The organism is Microcoleus sp. F10-B2, assembly GCF_036704965.1.
Lineage (GTDB): Bacteria > Cyanobacteriota > Cyanobacteriia > Cyanobacteriales > Microcoleaceae > Microcoleus.
In genome coordinates this window covers 1-21154 of the sequence record NZ_JAUBTB010000110.1, presented here as the reverse complement: position 1 = coordinate 21154, position 21154 = coordinate 1, and the positions used below count along the sequence as shown (strand labels likewise).

The 21154-nt window shown below is 45.5% G+C and carries 13 protein-coding genes; 2 read left to right on the top strand and 11 right to left on the bottom strand.

Features of this window, described 5'->3' with window-relative positions; genetic code table 11:
- Positions 1-324: 324 nt before the first annotated feature.
- Complete coding sequence (locus QUA99_RS28400) at positions 325-2826, bottom strand: protein kinase domain-containing protein (RefSeq protein ID WP_333243441.1); 2502 nt, start codon at positions 2824-2826, stop codon at positions 325-327.
- A complete protein-coding gene (locus QUA99_RS28395; RefSeq protein ID WP_333243444.1) occupies positions 2820-3212 on the bottom strand; it encodes a hypothetical protein in 393 nt (130 codons plus the stop codon). The genes QUA99_RS28400 and QUA99_RS28395 overlap by 7 nt, the downstream gene beginning before the upstream one ends.
- Positions 3213-3838: 626 nt before the next feature.
- On the opposite strand from QUA99_RS28395, the gene QUA99_RS28390 reads away from it, so the two are divergent.
- Both QUA99_RS28390 and QUA99_RS28385 read left to right on the top strand, forming a co-directional pair.
- Complete coding sequence (locus QUA99_RS28390) at positions 3839-4009, top strand: hypothetical protein (RefSeq protein ID WP_333243447.1); 171 nt, start codon at positions 3839-3841, stop codon at positions 4007-4009.
- Positions 4010-4383: 374 nt separating this feature from the next.
- Positions 4384-5985: a M10 family metallopeptidase gene (locus QUA99_RS28385; RefSeq protein WP_333243449.1), complete on the top strand. Its 1602-nt coding sequence runs from the start codon at positions 4384-4386 to the stop codon at positions 5983-5985.
- A gap of 29 nt (positions 5986-6014) precedes the next feature.
- Here QUA99_RS28385 and QUA99_RS28380 read toward each other — a convergent pair whose 3' ends face one another.
- From QUA99_RS28380 to QUA99_RS28340, 9 genes are all read right to left on the bottom strand, one after another.
- Positions 6015-8288 (bottom strand): FdhF/YdeP family oxidoreductase, encoded by a 2274-nt coding sequence (locus tag QUA99_RS28380; RefSeq protein WP_333243452.1) that lies wholly within the window; start codon positions 8286-8288, stop codon positions 6015-6017.
- A gap of 244 nt (positions 8289-8532) precedes the next feature.
- Complete coding sequence (locus QUA99_RS28375) at positions 8533-13737, bottom strand: nSTAND1 domain-containing NTPase (protein WP_333243455.1); 5205 nt, start codon at positions 13735-13737, stop codon at positions 8533-8535.
- 588 nt (positions 13738-14325) lie between these two features.
- Positions 14326-14685: a hypothetical protein gene (locus tag QUA99_RS28370; protein WP_333243458.1), complete on the bottom strand. Its 360-nt coding sequence runs from the start codon at positions 14683-14685 to the stop codon at positions 14326-14328.
- A gap of 359 nt (positions 14686-15044) precedes the next feature.
- On the bottom strand, positions 15045-15191 hold the full coding sequence (locus tag QUA99_RS28365; protein WP_333243460.1) for a hypothetical protein: 147 nt from the start codon (positions 15189-15191) through the stop codon (positions 15045-15047).
- 120 nt (positions 15192-15311) lie between these two features.
- Positions 15312-16004 carry a response regulator transcription factor gene (locus QUA99_RS28360; protein ID WP_333243463.1) on the bottom strand — a complete coding sequence of 231 codons (693 nt, stop codon included), beginning with the start codon at positions 16002-16004 and terminating at the stop codon, positions 15312-15314.
- 205 nt (positions 16005-16209) lie between these two features.
- A complete protein-coding gene (map, locus tag QUA99_RS28355; protein WP_333243465.1) occupies positions 16210-17037 on the bottom strand; it encodes a type I methionyl aminopeptidase in 828 nt (275 codons plus the stop codon).
- 365 nt (positions 17038-17402) lie between these two features.
- The gene (locus QUA99_RS28350; RefSeq protein ID WP_333243468.1) at positions 17403-19526 is read right to left on the bottom strand and encodes a response regulator; all 2124 of its coding nucleotides are present in this window, start codon (positions 19524-19526) and stop codon (positions 17403-17405) included.
- A 7-nt stretch (positions 19527-19533) separates the two neighbouring features.
- Complete coding sequence (locus QUA99_RS28345) at positions 19534-20241, bottom strand: chemotaxis protein CheB (protein ID WP_333243471.1); 708 nt, start codon at positions 20239-20241, stop codon at positions 19534-19536.
- Positions 20213-21040, bottom strand: coding sequence for a protein-glutamate O-methyltransferase CheR (locus QUA99_RS28340; protein ID WP_333243474.1), 828 nt, complete (start codon positions 21038-21040; stop codon positions 20213-20215). Before QUA99_RS28340 ends, QUA99_RS28345 begins: the two co-directional genes overlap by 29 nt.
- Between the last annotated feature and the right edge of the window lie 114 nt (positions 21041-21154).

Below are 21154 nucleotides of genomic sequence, written 5' to 3'. Positions count from 1 at the left end.
CATAATATTGCTTTTAAATGTGTGTGATTTTTGACGCTCGGAGGACAACTTCATCATACCCTAGTTCAGCAACGCCCTTTTTTCAAATCCGAGAGCACTCAACTGAAAATTTTCCAACTGAGGACGAATTAGAAACACCTTATTTGCACTTTCCCAAAGCCTTAAACAACGAGCTGAATTATATAGCAATTAAATGACCAATGACTAATTACACCAGTTCCTCACAAGGATGTAAGTGTAGGGAAGTTCCCAACCATTAAGCAGTAAGTCATTCCAATCTAAAATCTAAAATCTAAAATCTAAAATCTAAAATCTAAAATGGTATTACCTCAGCCACAACTTAATAGTATTGTCTTTAGAACCGCTAGCAATAGTTGTGCCGTCAGGACTAAAAGTCACCACATAAACCTCATCAGAATGTCCCGTCAAAGTATTCAGCAATTCTCCGGTAGCAAAATCCCAAATTTTAATAGTTTTATCCTTGCTCCCGCTGGCAATAAACTTCCCGTCCGGGCTGATAGCAACCGAGACAATATCATCAGAATGTCCCTTGATCGAGCGAATTAAATCTCCATTTTCGAGATTCCAGATTTTAATAGTTTCATCGTAGGAACCGCTAACAATTGTCTTGCCGTCGGGGCTAATAGCAATTGACCTCACCGGCTCGCCGTGTCCCTGAAGAGTTTTTAGCAACCTCCCCGTTGCTACATCAACAATTGTAATTGTTTTATCCTTAGAAGCGCTAACCAAACTTTTTCCATCGGGAGTGAAAGCAACAGAATAAACAAAATCTGTATGGTCTGGCAAATTCTGAATCAAACTGCCAGTTGCTGCATCTGAAATCTTTGTGGTTTTGTCTCCGCTGCCGCTAGCCACTAGCTGTCCGTCGGGGCTGAGAGCGACAGACCAAACAGAAGCAGTGTGGTCGAGAGTGCGAATCACTTGCCCTGTTTTCAAATCCCACAGCATGACTCGCCAAAAACCGGTGCCAGTAGCCAGTTTCGTACCGTTTGAGTCAAAAGCAACCGACCAAATAGTGGAGGAATCTCCTGGAAAAGTGCGGATAGACTTGCCTGTAGCTAAATCCCAAATTTGGATGGTTTTGTCTTTAGAACCGCTGGCTAACATTAAGCCGTCTGGACTGAAAGCAACAGACCCAACTGCATCTGAATGCTGAGCGAAATTTTTGACTTTAGCGTTCTTCCACCGCAGACCTGCTTGGCACTGTTCCTGTATGTTTTGAGCGGACGAATAGGTGCTGGAAGTGTTGGCAATTGTCGGTATTTGGCTGATGCAGCCTTCATAATTGCTGGCTTTATAAAGAGCTTCAATTTGATTGAGCTGTTGGGATTCTTTTTGGGTTCGCTGCTGCCATTCTTGCCACTTGAGATATCCGTAAATTCCGCCGATCGCAGCTAAGAGAGCCGCAATTGTTGCCCCAGCGAGATAAGGATTGAATTTGCGAGTTTCTTTGGGGACAATCGCTGCTGCGCTGGCGCTCGACAAATCGGTTTTTCCGTTCAGATTTACCTGCGGGGATACCGCCGGACTTGCCTGCAATTCGAGTAGAGGGGCGCTGTTGGCTGGTGGCCCATTGGGGTTGCGGTGTCCCTCCAAAACTGTGGCGATCGCCTTGTACAATTTAGCGAATAAAGATTTAGGAACGACTAATTCTTCGATTCTGGCGGCATCTTCGTCGGTAAGTCCTAAAACTTGCTGCAAACGTTTTAACTCGTCGCGAGTTTCCCCAGAAAACGGATATTCTTGCTGCATTGCTTCTTGCAGCGATTGTTCGTAGCGTTCGCCTTTTTCCCTGTATTTGCGGTAAGGGTTCAATACCTCATCTTCGAGCGCCTCTGCTTCTTCTGGCAACAACTCCAAACTGACGCGCAATTCTTCTAATATTCTCCGACCGACGACTGTAATTTCACCCCGGCTGCTACTGCGCCGATCGACTTCTTCGCGATATATTGTCAGCTTGGGAATCCGCGCCCGGGAGCGGTCGCCAATTTTCCTCAAATCAGCTAAAGCTTCCGCCGCCGACTGGTACCTCTCCCGAAAATCGTAGCGCACCATATTGTCCAAAACATCGGCCAGCGCTTGAGAACACGTGGCTAAATGCCGCCAAACAATTTCGCCTTTATTAGAATTTTTCAAATCCCGCAGTTTCGGCAAATCGTAAGCGGGCAAACCCGTCATTGCTTGGATGCCAATCATTCCCAAAGCGTAGATATCGCTGTTGAGTTGCGGGTTGTATTGAAATTGTTCGATCGGCATATATTCCAGCGTGCCAATCCGCACAGTTACCGGCGCTTGTCTTTGAGCGATGTGAATTTCTTTCACCGAGCCAAAGTCAATCAAAACTAACTTGTTGTCTGAATAGCGGCGGATTAAATTGGCCGGTTTAATATCTCGGTGAATTACTCCCTGTCCGTGTACAAACACTAAAATTTCTAACAGTTCCTTCAGCAAAGCAATCATTTTTTCTTCGCTTAGAGGTTTGCCCGGTACAATTTCGGTTGATAGCGAGTGACCGGCAACAAAGGATTCAACTAAGAAAAATTCTTCATTTTCTTCAAAATAAGCGAATAGCTGAGGAATTTGGTCGTGTTGGCCGAGCTTTTCTAGAACTTCTGCTTCTTTTTGAAAAAGACGGCGCGTAGTATTAATTAATTTCGGTTCGCTGGTACCGGGACGCAGGTGCTTGACAAAGCACTGCGGTTCGCCCGGACGGCGAATATCTTTGGCCAGATAGGTTTGTCCAAATTCTCCTGTTTCTATGACTTCAATGATTTGATAGCGTCCATCTAAAAGTTGGCTCACCATGATAATAACGCAGCCTTTTTTTGGTTGATTTTCGCAAGAAACAGTTTCACTGTTGGGTCACTTGTATAGCCTTTTTCAGGTAAATTAGGTGTTCCGGGGCATTCGCAAAACAGGGAATTGGGCATTCGCAAAACAGGGCATTGGGTATTCGGAATAGTTGTTTCTTTCCTTCTTCTTTCTTTCCTTCTTCCGACTTCCATCGGACGACTTCCATCGGACTTCTTTCCTTCTGACTTCTGACTTCTGACTTCTGACTGAGATATTGCACCATTCTCAATTACTTGTTTAGGAACAGGCAAGATGCCTGTGAAGCGAGAAAACTTATTCTTCGCTTCACGGGCATCTTGCCCGTTCTTGACAATGGTGCAACCTCTGTGTTCTGACATACTTTATCTTTTCAACATCTGCAAAGCTTGATATCCCAAAAATAAAAAACCCAAAGCGCCGAGTACCGCTATCGTGTTCGCAAACACATCGACTGTAAAAAATTCGCCCATTCCAATATCCTCTGACAACTGATATTTATCCTCGGCTTTTCGGTCGCTGTCTGGGTGAGGGGTCTTGCCCCTCGCTGCGGGCGAGCCGAAAGATGCTCACAAATTATAGCAAAAGAGGCGGTCAATCGATTTTAGATTTTAGATTTTAGATTTTAGATTGAAGCATTGACCCCACGGATGAATCCGGGGGCTTGTATCCTGGATGCTTTCGGTCAAAATAACTTTTCGGGCGATCGACTAGCTTTTTGTTTTAAGATTTTTTAATATTTAGGGAGACAAATAGTCTAGCGAAATTTTGAGGTCTGTTCGCTTTGATATTGTTAACCCTGCTAATTTTTTCTCTGATTGTAAGTAGAGCTTACACTAAGAATTTGGGTTGATCGGTCAAAAATGCGCCTCGAACCGACAAAAGTTAGGTCAAGCTGTCACCGGAGTCCGCCGCGCAGTTTCCTAAAGTTTCGGTAATCGTACCAGCATACAACGAAGCCGAGAATATTCGGGATTGCGCGATCGCCATGAGGGAGAGTACACCGCTGTCTGCGGACAACTTAGAGGTTTTAATTGTAGGCGATCGATCGACAGACGACACCAAGGATCTCGGCCAAACCCTGCAACAGCATCTCAACCACCCCCGCCTAAAAATATTAGCAGGTCAGCCGCGACCTGCCAACCAATTACCTGGTTAACTATCTGTTTATCCCTAATCGTAAATTGGCAGCATTACACTTTGCGCCGCTTGGGTGCCGAGATTTCTGAATGTCCGACGAAATACTGGTGGTTTGGAGGTTTCGGAGGTGCGTTAGTGGCCGCAATTGCGATCTGTTCTGCGATTAAAACAGAAACCGGCTGGGGATGGACTTGGCGGGGTAGAGCTTTGCAAATTAAGAGTTAATAGCAGCAAGCTCAAATCATTCGTGACAACCGATCGTTTGTTTGTAACATTTATTAATAAATATTCTTTTTATGAAGTCAAAGTCATAATTTTTATGAATTGACTTTCATATCTGTTTATTTAATAATATTAATCAACATCCTCTTGCCTCGAATTGGAAGCAACCTCATGTCTGTTTACACTCTGAGTGATTTAACTAATAACAATTCAGATTTGTTGCAAGGTTCTTCAAAACATAGCTGCCCGATCTGTAACAGCCGCGCTCAAACCTCAGATTCGGGGGCCGAACGATCGGCCGCTCAAGCTTCCGCCTTCAGCAACTCTAACGATATCGATGCTCTGCTGATCAGCAGTGGAGCAAACCCCCAACAGCCAGACAAATGGAACGTGGCTCCCGGCGGCACCATCACCTACAGTTTTGTGACTGCTGACAGCTCGGACAGTTATTTTGCAGATAGAAGCGAAACCAATATTGAGGAAGTTAACGATGGCATCAAACAGAATGTCCGCCAAATCTTGCGGGACAATTATGCCACAGTCTTGCCGCTCAACTTTGTAGAAGTTCCAGACTCGGCCCAAAGCAACATCAGAATTATGTTTTCTGACGGGCCGGGTGCTGACGGCTATGCCTACAGTGGTTATCCGGGTCAGTTGGGCGCGGTCGCCATCCACCTCCAAAAGCTCAATGAAAACGATCCGGAAAGAGCTTTTTCCGCAGGCCCCGGCAGTTACGGCCACTCTACTTTAATTCACGAAATCGGTCATGCGATGGGTTTGAAGCACCCCGGCAACTACAACGACTCCAGCAGCGGCTTAACAGGAAACCCCGAAGACCTTCCGTATCTGCCGTTTGACAAGGACAATACGAGAAATACGATCATGTCCTACAATCCCCTAGATGCCAGAGCTAGCGACCCCAACGCCGAAGAACCCCGGAGTTTGATGGCCTATGACATCCGGGCCTTGCAGTATCTCTACGGCGCGCGCGAGGACTTTAACGATGGCGATGATGTTTACAAATTCGACAGCACTAATTTCAATACGGTTCAAACTATCTGGGACGGCGGCGGCAGTGATACTTTGGACTTTTCGGCACTGCCGGCCAACAACGTCTATAGTTTCGACATGAATCAGGGTAAGCCGCTAACAGCAAAGAGCGCTTTGGGAGATCTGAGCTACTATTTACAACTTTCGCAGTTGTCGCCCGGTGTCCCCGATCGGCTTTATACAACTGAAACCTTTGGCACGTACATTGCTTTTGGCGCGGATATCGAAAATCTGGTAGGCTCATCGGGGAATGACCAGGTACTTGGAAATGAATTACCTAACAGTATTCTAGGCAGTGCGGGAACCGACACGATTAGTGGGGGGCGGCAAAGCGATAGTTTGGACGGTGGCGAAGGCGGTGACTATATTTACGGCGACAAAGGCATGGACCTGTTAACTGGCGGGGGCGGGGCGGATTTGCTGCGGGGCGGTCGGGCAAACGATACTATTATCACCGGTGTCGGTATCGATGGCATTGTGTTGGAGCTGGGTGGGGGTACGGATACGATTGTTGATTTTGCTGATGGTGTGGATTTGTTGGTGTTAGTTGATGGTTTGAGATTTGAGCAATTGTCGATCGCACCTTCAGGTGATGGTACTGAAATTCGGATCGGCAGCACCGGACAAGTCTTGGCTGTGCTGCCGGGAATTGTCCTGAGTTCGATCGGGCAATCTGATTTTTTTATTGCTTCAAGTACGTTGTTTACATCCCCCAATTCTTGAAGAAAGCAGGTATCTGTAGTATTCTGTTTTTACCTTTCTGCATAAACAAAAGCAGGTACCCGCTTGTAAGCAGGCGTGCCCGATCGCTTTTCAATTTCCGGGTGAAAAATCACATTAACTTCAGGATAAAACATCAAAGCAGCACCCTCACGAACCGCCCCGTAAATCACCTCGACATTTTCCATTTTTCCCACATTTCCCTGCACCGTAACCCGCTGATGTTCTTGCAAACCCGCGCTTTCTGCATCCGCACGATTCATCAAAATGCAGTTGCGGTGCGGCATTCCCCGGTACTTATCGTCAATTTTGTAAACCACAGTATTGTGCTGAGAATAGCTGCGTCCCGTCATCAATGCCACAACTAAACCCCGCACCGATTCCGGGACTCCAAACTCTTTCGCTTCCGGTAATTTCAGCTTAGGTAAAGGCGTGACAAACATCTTCGCTTTCCCAGACTCTGTAGGGAATTTAGGTTCTGTAAAAATGCGACCGCTGATGGTGAATTCCTCTTTAGTTTCATCAATTGCCGCTATTTTTTCATAGCCGGGAATAGTTCTCGCAATCAATTGCCGAACGTATTTTGTATCTTGAAGTTGCCGCCACTCAACAGGAAAATCGCCGTGAATTCTGCTGGCTAATTCCGTCAAAAAATGTACTTCAGGAATCAAATCAGAATTCTGGAGATGAGTTTCGCCCTCATCATTTAAACGCACAAAGTTATTCCCAGATTCCACCGTTGTTTTGTGGGGGTTTTCAAAGCGGTTCAGCACCGGAATCACAATTGTATTGTGCTTTGCCAATCCGTGAAAATGCCCTAAATTCGGTTTGGTTGCGAGGTAGATAACGGTTTCAACATTGCTTAAAGCGCGTTTGGCCTGAGTTGAATCGGGATTTGCCCCATACAAGTTGCCGCCCAGACAGATCAGTGTATCGACTTTGCCTGCATCTGCTGCTTCAATGAGCGATCGAGTTTCGTAACCCTTAACAGGACTGAGGGGACGATTCAATAACTTTTCTAAAGCTTGTTGAATTTCTTTTTTCAGCTTCACAGTGACGCCCATAGAGCCGAATCCTTGGACGTTTGAGTGTCCCCTCACGGGCATTAATCCCGCCCCTTCTTTGCCGACATTTCCCGTCATTAAGGCCGTGTTGGCGATGCTGAAAACGTTATCTACACCGTTATCGTGTTGGGTAATTCCCATCGCCCAACCGAAGACAACCCGCTGTGACGTGCCGATAATTTTGGCTGCTGCCTCAATTTCTGGACGGGAAACTCCGCAGGTTTCAGTAATAGTTTCCCAAGAAGTTTCGCGGGCGTGCTGGACTGCTGCTTCCCAGCCTTCTGTATAAGCTTGCAAGTATTTTTCATCCAGCAATCCTTGTTCGATTACAGACTTTTGAATGCCGAGAAATAGTGCCGTATCGCTGCCGGGAATTGGTTGCAAGTATAGCGAGGAAATATCGGAACCGGGGATGAGCGACTTGATCGGAAATGCGGGAGAACCAAACTTGACTAACCCGATTTCCATCACCGGATTGATTACAATTATTTTACCGCCTTTGTCGCGAATTTTAATCAATTCGTTCATCAAACGGGGATGGTTGTAGGAAGAATTGCTGCCGGCTAGTATCACGCAATCTGCTTCCTTCAAGTTTTCTAGACTCACTACCGAGGTGCGGGTGGCAAACATTTCGCTTAAGCCGGTTGTCGAGGGAGCGTGGCAGAGATCGGAACAATCTGCTAAGTTATTGGAACCCATCGCCCGCATCATCAATTGCAGCAGAAAAGCCGCTTCGTTGGAAGAGCGGCCGGAACTGTAAGATGCCACTCGTTCGGGGGTTTTGCGAAAAGCAGCTTCGGCAATTTGATAAACTTCTTCCCAAGAAATGCGATCGTAATGAGATGAACCAGCCCGCAAAATCATCGGAAAACTCAGCCTTCCCAACCTGTCGGCTTCCATTGAAGTTAATTGCTGAAGTTCTGCAATACTCTTCTTTTCAAAAAATTCAGTAGAGATAGCCGGCTTGATTTCAGCGGAGATTGCTTCAACGCTTTTCATGCAGCGCTGAAGTTTTTCGCCCTCTTCATTTGTAAAGCCTCCTTTCTGCCCGCCAGTGCCCCAAGAACATGACAAACAAGCACTTTTGTGCAGCAAAGTTTTCCAAAGTTTCGGGCCTTCCGGGGACAATGTATGTTTTGCCCAATATTCTATTACGGGCAAACCGCCACCTATCTCTGGTGTTTCCTCGTTTGTCTCGTTGAATGGCGGGATTGGTTGGACATTTTGGGAGTTGACATCCATGCGGTTTACCTTTTGTTGGAATTGCGGATTAATGTGCTGTTAAGTGTATTAGTCTAATTTACTGCAAATTTACAACACAAAAAATTCGTCAATAGATAGATGTTTTAAGAATACCCGGCGGTTTCAACCGCCGTCTTATCTTGCAAAAGTCATTTTAATTAAATTTTAGGGCGGGCTAGAAGCCCACCCCACAAGAAAAAATAATTTTTGTGGGATGGGCTTCTAGCCCGTCCTAGCTTACGGTTTACTTCCTCTTATTTAACGCCTGCTTCCCAAACCCCAGACACAGCAGCCGATCGCCCTCAGCAACATTCGGGTCATTCTGCAAATAATCTCCCAACCATTCGCAACTCCGAGCAATGATATTATTCAGTTCCAAATTCTCCACAGGCAACAGAATTACAGTCCTATCCCTACTAGCAAAAGCCAGAGTTTTGCTGTCAGAACTAAAAGTAACGCTCAACACGCGATCGCTCGATTCCAAAGTCTTAGATAGCAGCGCCTTCTTGCCGTCAAAATCCCACAGCTTAACAGTATTTCCCCCACTCGCCGCCGCAATCAACTTGCCGTCTGGACTAAAACTCACGCTTTCTACAGTATCGCTGTGGTCGAGTTTTTCAGTTAAATTCGCCACCTTTCCATCAAACCCCCACAAGTAAACTTTTTTGTCAGCGCAAGCAGCAGCAATAGTCTTCCCGTCGGGACTGAAACTAACATTTTTAACGCTGTCCTGGTGGTCGAGAGTTTTTAGAATTTTCGCCGACGAACCGTTAAATTGCCAGAGGTAAACTCTCTTTTCTCCGGTAATTTCAAAAGCCTTTTTCTTCCCGCTTGCGTTGTCCTCAGCAGCGGTAGCAGTAGCAATAGTTTTGCCGTCGGGACTGAAGCTAACGCTAATTACTGGATTGCTGTGATCGAGTTTGGCAAACAAAGTTGCTTTAGAACCGTTCCAGCGCCAGAGGTACAATTTGCGATCGGCACTTGCGGCGGCAATTATCTTTCCGTCTGGACTAAAACTCACGCTTTTAACAATGCCGCTGTGGCTGAGAGTATTTAACAGTTTGCCGTTTAAACTCCAGACTTTCACGGTTTTGTCATCGCTCGCCGAAGCAACAGTTTTATCATCAGGCGAAATGCTCACCCAGGTAACAGAATCATTGTGACCTTCTAAGATTTTGAATAAACTGCCGTCAGCCCGCCAAAGTCTCACGGTTTTGTCCCCGCTAGCAGAAGCAATTGTTTTGCTGTCAGCACTAAAACTGACTTTGTAAACCCAGTCTCCGTGTCCCGATAAAATCTTATTCAGCGGAGTGCTGTCCGGTTGCCAAATTTTCACTATTTTGTCTTTACTTGCGGAAGCAATAGTGCCGTCACCGCTGAAACTTACGGCCCTTACGTCGTCTTGATGTCCTCGAAAAGTGTTGAGCAAAGTGCCGCTGCGACTCCAAACTTTCACCGTATCGTCTGCACTGCCAGTGACAATTTTTTTGCCGTCGCGACTGAAACTCGCGCTGACAACTTCATCGTTGTGTCCTTTGAGAGTTCTGATTTCCTCACCGTTTCTGTTCCAAACTTTTGCTGTGGTGTCGGCACTTGCTGAGACGATTTCTCGACTGTTTGGACTGAACTTAACGCTGTAAACAATGTCAGAATGTTTGGTTAATGTTTTGGGATTAATTGTAAATTTCTGGGTTTTACTTTCTCGGTTCCAAAGTTTGACAGTTTTGTCAACACTTGCTGAGGCAATTGTTTGGCCGTCGGGACTGAAACTGACGCCGAGCACCCAGTCTTTGTGTCCCGTTAAGGTTTGCAGCAATTTTTTGTTCCCAAGGTTCCAGATTTTGACGGTGTTGTCGTGGCTGGCGGAAGCTAGGGTTTTGCCGTCGGGACTGAAACTGACGCTGGTGACGATATCGCGGTGGCCGGATAAAATGCCTATCGCATTTTTGTCGTTATCTACTTGCCAAATTCTAATTGTGCGATCGGCACAACCAGTAGCGATCGTTTTCCCATCCGGACTAAAACTAACACTCGTCACGCTATCCGGGTGATTGAAAGTTTTTAATAACTTACCTTCTTTGCTCCACAATTTAACAGTTTTGTCAGCACTTGCGGAAGCAACGGAATTGCCGTCGGGACTGACACTAACATCCAAAACAAACTTGCTGTGCTGCCCGAAACGGTTGCGTTCTTGCACCCCGGAAACTGCTTGTCTGAGTCTTTCAGCAATTTGATTTTTAGTGTCCGCAGGCAGCGCTGTACTTTTCAGAGAATCACGGCCGATTTTGATACTATTTCCCAACACTCCTAATTGATTTTTTTCATTAGAAAGCACCAAAGCTTCCGACGCCGAATTTAGGGCATCAGTCCGACTGGTTTCTGCTTCTTGCCGCGCGCTTTCTGCTAATTTTGCTTGCTCGAAAGCCATCGCCGAAACACCTCCGAGTACAAGCACTCCTAGAACCGCCGCCCGCAATTGCCATCTCCGAGATTGGTAAAGTTGAGCTTCCGCTTCGTGCTGTTTGTCTCTAGCTTGGCGCTGTTTGTCTCTAGCTTCCGACAGCAAAGCATCTCGCTCTCTATCTTTGCGAATTTGTTCAATTTCATCTCGGTTAATTTGATTTTGCTTTCGCAGTTCCTCAAATTCTGCCTTTTGGTCTAATTCTTGCTGCTGGCGAATGAAGCTAACTAAATAATCGTGAACGAGCTGATAAAGCTCTGCCGGCAGTTCCGTCCACCGAAAAACTAAACCAGATTTTACTAACAGTTCTAAGACTAAATCTAATTTGTCTGCTTCAGCAAATGTCGCTAAATTAGAGGCTAATTCGGCGCGGGTTTTTAGGGGACGGATCTCCTCTTCATCTGTCAGCAAATACAAAACTCGGCGCGCTGCTACTTCATTTTCCGGGCCGCAATCTTTGATGACTTCTTCGAGAAACCTTTCGACTAATTTTTGTTGCGGATTGTTGCCTAGTTCCTGATATTGAGTTAAAGTTCTAATGTTCTCTTGTTGCAGTTGAGCGCCGACAAGTTGTAGTTCGATCGGGCGGACTTCTCCCAATTCTCCAGCTAAATCTTTGACTAATTCTTCGATCAGCTCTGGTTCTAAGTAAAACTGCGCTCGCTCAGTTAAAGTGCGAATTACCGCTCGCGCATCGCCCAGCGAAAAATTTCCCAAATAAAACAGAATATCTTTGCTGAGAATGTCCTCCAAAATATCATTTTTTATGAATTCTGTCGTTTTTTTGGGTCGGGAAAATTCCAGTAAATAGTGCAGGTAATCTTCACGCAAAGACAGAATAACTTTTAAATATTTTATTTTTAAACATTCCCTTAAAAAATCAAAAAATATCTGCCTTTCCGCTGGTTCTTTCCACACGAAAAAAAATTCTTCAAATTGGTCGAATATCAGAACAGTCACTAAATGTTCTGAATTTATTCGCAGAGCCTGGATAATGTTTTCGTATTCTATCGCCTGTTGTTCTATGATTAATTCTACTGGGTCTGACGGTTCAATTTTATCCTGATTGTTCCCAGCCGCTCCGCCGTTAAATCCCGAAATAAGATTTCCCGTGGCTGTGCCTGCTTCTCCTGGAAAATCTACTGGAAAATCTACTGTTACTGCTTCGGAAATTTCCGGCTCGAATATTTCAGCTTTACCAGCAGATAACTGTCTGGTCAATTCCCGCGGCCAGTTGTTGTAAACTTGCAGCACTATCGGCAAAACAGTCCGCATTTCTATTTTTTTTTGTTTGAGAGCCGGTACTAATCCCCCGGTGACAATTGAACTTTTACCAACTCCAGACTGACCGTAAATTACTGTCAGTTTGTCTGGGGTATTGTTCATTCTATATATCAAGCGATTGAGGTCTTGTTCTCTGCCGGAAGCAGTAATTTCGTCAGCAATAGTAGCAGCGCCGACAAGAGTTTCGGCGACGGGATTAACCGCTTCTCTGTGCGGCTGCAACTTTCCGGCTCCAATAAAAGCTCGGAACCGATACGTATGTTCCACCGCTCGATAATCTTGCTTAATTTGAAATGCTTCGAGATATTCTCCCCGCTGAAAATAGAGCGATCGCAGCATTTCTAAAACCCGCAAATACAGTTGCGGGTTGTAGCAAGGTTCGGTTTCCGAGCGAGCAAGCTCTAAATGCGCGATCGCCTCCTGCATCTCGCCCAACTGACTCTGAGCCTCTGCTAAAATTAACAGATACAAGCCTTGATGCTGCGACTTTACAGGCGTTCCCTGTGCGATCGCTTCTAAATTCGAGTTGAGAACGTCTAGAGCGACTAAAGCCCATTCTTTCGCTCCTTGCCAATTCTTCTGCTCTAAGGCTACTCTAGCCAAAAAGCCGTAATCTTGAGCCAAATTAACTGCTGAATGTTCCATGTTTTGATGTAACCTCCGAGCTTTGATAGCTAAATTCCAGAGTGCATCCCAATCTTCTAAATGCTGCAATACTTCGCCTAGTTGATTGATAAATATACCAACGGACTCCGACTGTCCAGCGCCTTCTAAAACATCAATACATTCCTGAAAATAATTCTTAGCTTCTGTCCAGTAAGGACGGTTTCCGCTGCGGTGTCGTTCTGCTTGAAAGCGGTAGCAAAGGCCGATGTGAAATAGCAGAAGTCCCTCTAATACCGGTGCCGGGTGAACGGTAAATAACAAATCGCTAAATTCTGTTTTACTTCCAATAAATGGTACTTGATACTTCCAAAATTTGAGACTTTTTTGATACAATTCCAGAGCAGCAGGGATACGGTGACAAGCATATTCGTGCCGACCGCGAATAAATTGCAAACTCGCTTCAATAGCTGGTTCTAACCTGATGTTGCAAGTTTGCAAGTCTTGGGTAGCTGACTCTAATTCACTCAAAGAATTGGCTCCGAGAATGGCAGAATTAGTTAAACGCCAATTGCCGCTTTCTAAAATGTTGGAAAAAATGCGATCGGCACTTTTACCCAGGAAATTCACCAAGTCGTCTGGACCGAGCACAAATTCAACAGTTGTCGTCCAAGTCTCGATATCTGTTACTAACCGAATCAGTTTTTTTAAGATTTTGTCTGTCACCCACAGCACCACCGGGAAGGGAAAATTATTCCGAAATTCTTCCCTCACATAGTTGGTAGAACTCAGCACTCGATCGATCGCGCTTACCGATTCCAATCCAAACACCATTAAAGCTGATGGCTGGCTGCCAGAAAGTTCCGTTTCTATCGTCGTGTAAAGAGTTTTAACAGATGCCGGGAGGACAATTTCTCGAATCTCAATACCAGACTCCTCTCGCAATTGCCGTACAGTTTCCTCTCTCATCCCACTGTAATTGCACCGTACCAAAATCAGCGAAAATTGCCCCTGAGACATTCTCAGAGTTCGGGAAAGAGTTTGTCGGGAACTTTTGTTTTGCTGTGCTGCGGTGTCTTGCTGGCAGTGCGAATTAATCATAATTAATATTTGAAAAAATTTCTCAGGATAGGTACTGTCAACTGCCGAGAAAAAGAAGTTCGGCTACGGATTATTTAACGGATGTAACGGATGGAAGTTCGGCTACGGATTATTTAACGGATGTAACGGATGTAATGGGTGTAACAGATGGAAGTTCGGCTACGGATTATTTAACGGATGTAACGGATGTAATGGGTGTAACAGATGGAAGCAATCGATCGCAGGGGAAAGTGCAATTAAGAGCGTCCTAACGGTTTTGGGGGTTGCTCTAAGTTTACTTTTACCCGTTTTTACGTTGGCAAATTACAGCGAACAATCACATGATTAATTTTATTTCTGCCCTTTTGGGCGATTTCCAATCACTGGGAACTATCAATTAGTTAAGTTTATTTCAGCCTGCATACTTATTGTTGTTGCCGCTCGCATTAAAGCATACCCAAAAAAATACATACTCTGTTATTCGCATATTCTCAGCAAAATCGACCGGATTTTACTGAAATCTTGATAATTGCTCAAATTGTACCCAGCAAAAGAGTCTTTGTGTGCGGGGTTCCCAGCCATCGCCAAAATCGCGCAAATCCGATTCAGTTATTCGCATATCGCTGAAATCCGGCATTCCTTGCTTGACTGGCCCCTCGCCGCACTGAGATAAACTATCGGCGGCGGCTCATCAATTACAGCTTGAAGATTGTTTGTCATAAATTTACTAATCTCCATATCTAAAGTAGCTGCAAAATCAGGTTCATCCCAATCCTCGCTTTCTTCAATGCTGATTGTTGTTGGTGCGCCAAAATCAAAATCAAGCTCATCGCCAAAATCCGAAACTTTCTTAATTGGATCTATTTTCTGACCGGTATCAGCGGCAAAAGCTTGAGCGGTATTGGCTATTAGTACGATCGGCAGTGCTGCTATGGCACTTATCGTTTGTCGGGCCTTGATTTTCCTCATGCTATCCTCCTGGTATCAACTAAACTTGGGTGGTGCTATAAATCCAACATCCCCTGCTACTTTCCTGCGCTGTCAGTCAATTTTAGATTTTAGATTTTAGATTTTAGATTTTAGATTTACTCCACAGATGAATGTGAGAGCTTGAACTAGGGGTCTAAAATTTTGGGCTGCTTGCGACTCCTGTCGGAGGCTTCTATCCGTTTTTGAGCAGAGTCATTAATTGATAGTGGTTTCTTTTGTGACAAAATATAACCCCATCTGTGAGACTTCGCGGCAAATTTGCTTGACGCAGGGTATCGGGCCAACTGTTTGCCTTTCTCTTTACTACGTAAAAACTCTTAAACCGTCAGGTTTTCCCGTTAAGTAATTCCCGAGCTTTTGCGAGTGTCCATCTCCGACTCAAAGCGGTGAGAAGCACGCGCGTGCGTAGCTATCCCGTAGGGAATCGCGCACCAGTTTTCCCACTCCCGCGCTGCCAGCAAGCTCATGTTTGATACCACAACCACCAGATATCTGTCAATACTTTTATCTTAACATTTCTAATTTTTTGCATAATTATCGTTACCAGGCTCTTCCTGGTAGCGCACGTCGGCGAGGAAGAGCCTGCAACAAAGCCGAGAGGGCTGCTACTGAGTCAAGCCGTGTTCGAGAGCGAAGCGAACCAACTCAGTACGGCTGTTAGTACCCGTCTTGCTAAACAAACGGCTGACGTACTTTTCCACATTGCGGACGCTAGTTTCCAAGCGGCGGGCAATTTCTTTATTCATCAAACCTTGAGCAACCAAATCCAAAACACTTTGTTCTCGGGGAGTCAAATCAATTTTAATCGGTGAAGGACTTTGGGCGATCGAACTCCGCCCGCTCAACAAAGACTCAATTCTCGCCATTTGGCTTGCCAAAGCAGCAATATCGGGACTTTCAGTATTTTCGCCCGTCTCCTTAGCAGCCGCGCGGCGGGCCAGCAAATTCGTGACAATTGCTACTAACTCGTCGGGATCGAAGGGCTTAGAAAGATAAGCATCGCAGCCAGCTTGATAGCCTTGAATGCGATCGCCCGTCATCCCCTTAGCAGTCAAAAATACCACCGGCAAAGCCTTATAGCGAGGATCTTCCCGTACTTGCTTGAGAAACTGATAACCGTCCACCTGCGGCATCATAATGTCTGAAATCACCAAATCCGGATTGTGCTGCTGCAAGAGTTCCCATCCATCCCGAGCATTACTGGCAACCTCAACCGCAAAATCGCTATCTTCCAAATAAGCTTGTACTGCTTCCCGCAAGCCCGGTTCATCATCTACCAATAATAATCGTGCTGACATATTTGTTACCCTTACGCTTTACCGCTATTTTTAAATTTAGCCGAATTTAACTCTTCTTGTCACTCCATCCATCGCAGGAACTTAAAAAATTGTTTTTCAACTCTAGAGTTTTGAGTTGTGTTTTGATCTAACGATTAAAAACTTATTCAATCTTTAATTCAAAACTCAAAACTCAAAACTCAACATTATTGTTGAACCCTTCGACTTAAACTTTTGAACGATCGGTCAAAATTTCATAGCCGGTTTCCGTCACCAACACAGTATGCTCAAACTGAGCCGACATAGCATTGTCAACGGTTACAGCAGTCCACTTGTCAGAAAGCGTCCGAGTGTACTTAGAACCCGCATTCAGAATCGGTTCGATCGCCAATGTCATACCAGATCGCAATTTCACGTTCGGCATTTCCCGGGTGCGGAAATTGAAAACCGACGGTTCCTCGTGCAAATTTCGCCCGACACCGTGGCCGGTAAACTCCTCAACGATGCTAAAACCGTTGCTTTTGACGTGATCTTCGATCGCACCAGCGAGATCGAGCAAATACGCTCCAGCCTTCACTTGTTCGATGCCTTTGTACAGAGCTTCTTCTGCTACCCTAATTAATTTTGCAGATTCTGGTGTCACCTCCACAACTGCGATCGTAATGCAAGAATCGCCGTGAAAACCTTGGTAATATGCCCCCGTATCTACCTTGAGAACATCTCCGGCCCGAATTACTTTTTTGGCGCTGGGGATGCCGTGAACAACTTCGTTATTAATGCTAGAGCAAATCGATCCGGGGAAACCGTGATAGCCTTTAAAACTCGGAGTGGCCCCCATTTCGCGGATGCGTTTTTCCGCATAAGCATCCAAATCAGCAGTAGTCATTCCCGGTTTCACCATTTGGGAAATTTCTTTGAGTACCGTTGCAACGATTTTCGCTGCCTGCCGCATAATTTCGATTTCGCGTTCCGACTTAATTTCAATGCCTCGACGCTGTTTTTTGACTTGGGGTGCTTGAGTTGGGCTAGAAAGCAGACTGCTAAAAATATTCATGTATTGATTGGCGGGTAATTTTGTACTTTGACGGCAGGTTGAAGCAAAAAACGGCAAATATCCACTTTTTTGTGGAAAAACGAGTGTCTTGTTCCTCCCGGTCGATCGCTTGTCCTTTAAGCTAGCTTAATATTTTTCTCATTAATCGGCACGAGATTGGGGGGTCAATCGATTTTAGATTTTAGATTTTAGATTTTAGATTGAAGCATTGACCCCACGAATAAATTCGGGGACTCCTTTGTCGGATACAGGTTTTTTATTTCTGGACGGATGAATCCGGGGGCTTGTATCCTGGATGCTTTCGGTCAACAAAGCGGTTTCAACCGCCGAGTCCGTTGGAAATCACCGAAGAGCACCATTGTCAATCAGCCTTCACGGGCAGGATCTCCTGCCGAACCCGTACTCCCGACAATAAAATCTAATCTTTGTGGAACAGGCCCGAAAGCCTGTTCTCGAGCATCGTGCAAGATGTGAGTTGGAGCGGGATTTCCGAGCATTCCTGCGAGGTTAGCAATTCCTGCAATTAACTGAGTTATCTCAACGGGTTTAGATAAGTGCATCTGGAAACCAGCTTCCAGCGCTTGCTGGCGCTCTTCCTCTCTCGCGTAGGCCGTCAGGGCGATCGCAGGCAGATGTCCACCATGCAGCACTTCCAGTTCTCTCACCCGCGCGATCAACTCATAGCCGTCTGCTTGCGGCATTCCAATGTCGCTCACCAGCACATCCGGCCAATAACTCTCCAGTACAGCTAGAGCCCCGGCCACCGATGCCGCCGATCGCACCATAGCTCCTTCCTGTTCCAGTAAAGTAATCAAAAACTCCCGCGTGTCATCGTCATCATCCACAACCAGCAATTGCAAATTAGCAAGACTTGGGAGAGCCTCTGTCGCGTCATTGAGCGGGCACCAATCATCCCCTGCGCCTTGCCCGTTCCCCTCAGCAACTGGCAGAGAAACCGTAAATTTCGCACCCTCGCCCGTATTATTCTCTGCGCCCACCTTACCACCGTGCTGTTCCACCAAGTGACGGACGATCGCCAATCCCAGTCCCAAACCCCCGTAAGACCTACTTGTGCTGCTATCAGCTTGGCGGAAGCGATCGAAAACATAAGGCAGAAAATCAGGATCGATACCAATTCCGCTATCAATTATCTGAATTTGCACCTCGTCGCCAACTAACTCCAACCGCACCTTTACTTTACCCTCTTCTGGAGTAAACTTAATCGCATTGGAAAGCAAATTCCAGACAATTTGCTGCAAGCGATCGCTATCGCCTACAACTTTACCGATATTTGGGCTGCCTTCCAATTCTATTGCAATTGATTTTGCCTCAGCTAGCGGTCGCAGAGAATCAATTGCCATCTCAATCACATATTCCAACTGAATCCGATGCTTATTTAAATTTAGTTTTCCGCGCAGAATCCGGGAAACATCTAAAATATCTTCAATGAGTTGCGCTTGAGATTTAGCATTGCGCTCTATTGTTTCTAGGGCTTTATCAAGAGTGTCTGGGTCAAATTTTTTGACCCGAAGCAGCCTAGACCAGCCAAGAATTGCATTTAAAGGAGTACGCAGTTCGTGAGAGAGAATAGCGATAAATTCATCCTTCATCCGGTTAGCTCTCTCAGCTTCTTGGCGCGCCACTTGTTCGCGGATTAGTCGGCCCCGTTCTTCCTCTGCTTGCTTGCGGTCTGTGATATCTCTAACCGTCCCAACGTGACCGATCAGTTTTCCCAAATCCGAAAACATTGGCGACGACTGCACGTGAATCCAACGCACAGTTTGGTGAGAAGCTAATCGAAACTCGTTAGAATATTCCTGCCCTTCTTTAATCCAAGCTAACCAATCTGCTACTACACGATCGCGATCTTCTGGATGAACTTCCCGCTGCCAAACAGAGGCCAAACTTTCCTCCAAACTTAACCCGCAAATCGCTTGACAGCGGGGGTTGATGTAAGTACACCGGCCTTCAACGTCAGCTAAGTAAATTCCCAGTGGCGAACAAGCACACAAAGTGCGAAACCGCTCTTCACTTTTGCTTAGTTCACTATTAACAGCAGCTAACTCTGTTGCTTGCCGCTTCACCTCGGCTGTTTTTTGGAACAATTCCACAAATACCGCGACCTTTGATGTCAATATTTCTGGTTCCAAAGGTTTGAAGAGGTAATCGACCGCACCCAGAGAATAACCTTTAAATACGTGAGTGTCATTACTGCTGAATGCTGTGATAAAAATAATCGGAGTCGATCGCGATCGATCTCTGGAGCGAATCATTGTTGCTGTCTCAAATCCATCCATTCCCGGCATCTGCACGTCAAGCAAAATTACCGCAAAATCTTCATTAAGCAGACATCTCAGAGCCTCCGCTCCCGAATTAGCTTGTACTAGATTATAAGAGGGGCTGTTGAGAATAGCTTCTAGAGCAACCAAATTTTCTGGGCGATCGTCAACTAAAAGGACATTTACTCGATCGGGGCGCTGCAGATTCATAAATTTTTTAATCTTTAATTCTTAGCAAGTTGACTAAACACGGAGCGATTTTAGAGAGCGGTAAAATCCAGTCTACTTCAACATTTGCGATCGCGGATGCGGGCATTGTCCGGCATAGAGCAGAAGCCGGTTCCTCGACAAATGTCAATCCTCCTTCAGCTTTAATTTTTGCCAGCCCTTTACTGCCATCCGAGCTAGCTCCCGTTAAAATTATGCCAATAACTTTCTCCCCAAAAGCATCAGCAGCAGACTCAAACAGCACATCGATAGAGGGCCGCGCGTGGCAGACAGGAGCCTCAGTTGATAGTGCAAATGTAAAACTTCCGCGACAGAGGATTGGGGAGTGGAAATTGTGGATTGGCTCCACAGTCGCGCTTGGACATCCTGTAAAGTAGTTTTCAGGCACGCTCTTCTCCCACTCACAGGGCGATTCGATGAGCAAATGATAGTCAGCAGGAGCCAAATAAACCCGTCCCGGTGCGATCGGCTCTTTGTCTTCTGCCTCTGTGATTTGAAGAGAGCTTTCGTGTTGTAAAAACTCAGTAAGCCTATTCTGAGAACTCTTATGGCGGTGTTGGACAATAACTACAGGCAAAGGAAAGTTTTGTGGCAAATCTGCCAGCAGGACTGTCAGAGCCTGTAGCCCTCCCAAAGATGTGCCAACAACCACTATTTCAAAATTTTTTTCATTTAATTTTTCGGTATATTTTGTCACTACTTTCAATTGCTTTATAGTGTTTTTCATAAGGTGTAAAACTCAGAGACTCCTGATGTCCTAGCCCTAAAACTCCAAACATTCCCAGGCTCTCATAAAAAAGCTTATGTACCCGCTCTTGGAGGTGTGAATTGAAATAAATCAGCACATTACGGCACAAGATAACATTAAATTCATTAAAAGAAGTATCCGTTGCTAGGTTGTGGTGAGCAAAAACAATGTTATCTTTAAGTGAAGAGCCAAAAATAGCATTTTCATAAGCAGCAGTGTAGTATTCAGAAAACGCTTTTTTGCCCCCTGCTTGGTGGTAGAGTTGCGTATATTCTTGCATTTGTTTCAGGGGAAATATACCTGTTTTTGCAGTTTTCAAAACTAATTCATTCATATCAGTAGCGTAAATCCGACAGCGATCGTAAAGTCCTTCTTCTTGCAGCAAAATCGCCATAGAATAGACTTCTTCTCCCGTTGAACATCCAGCGTGCCAAATGCGAATAAAAGGATAAGTACGCAGCAGCGGCACCACTTTATTTCTGAAACTCATGTAAAAGCTGGGATCGCGAAACATCGTCGTTACATTGACAGAAATGCCCAGCAGGAAACGGTCTAGGTAGGCAGGATTGTGCAGCACCTTTTCCTGAAGTCCAGAGACAGTGGTGAGCCGTTCCGCGCGAATGGTGTTCCAAATCCGGCGCTTGAGAGAGGCAAGAGCATAATTGCGAAAATCAAATCCGTAATATCGAAATAGCCCCTCTAGTAGGAGTTGAATTTCGATTGTTTCAAGTTCATGGCTTTCGGGCATTTTCAATTAATCAGTGGTAATTGGCACTTAGGAATTGGGAATTGGGAATTGGGAATTGGGAATTGGGAATTGGGAATTGGGAATTGGGAATTGGGAATTGGGAATTGGGAATTG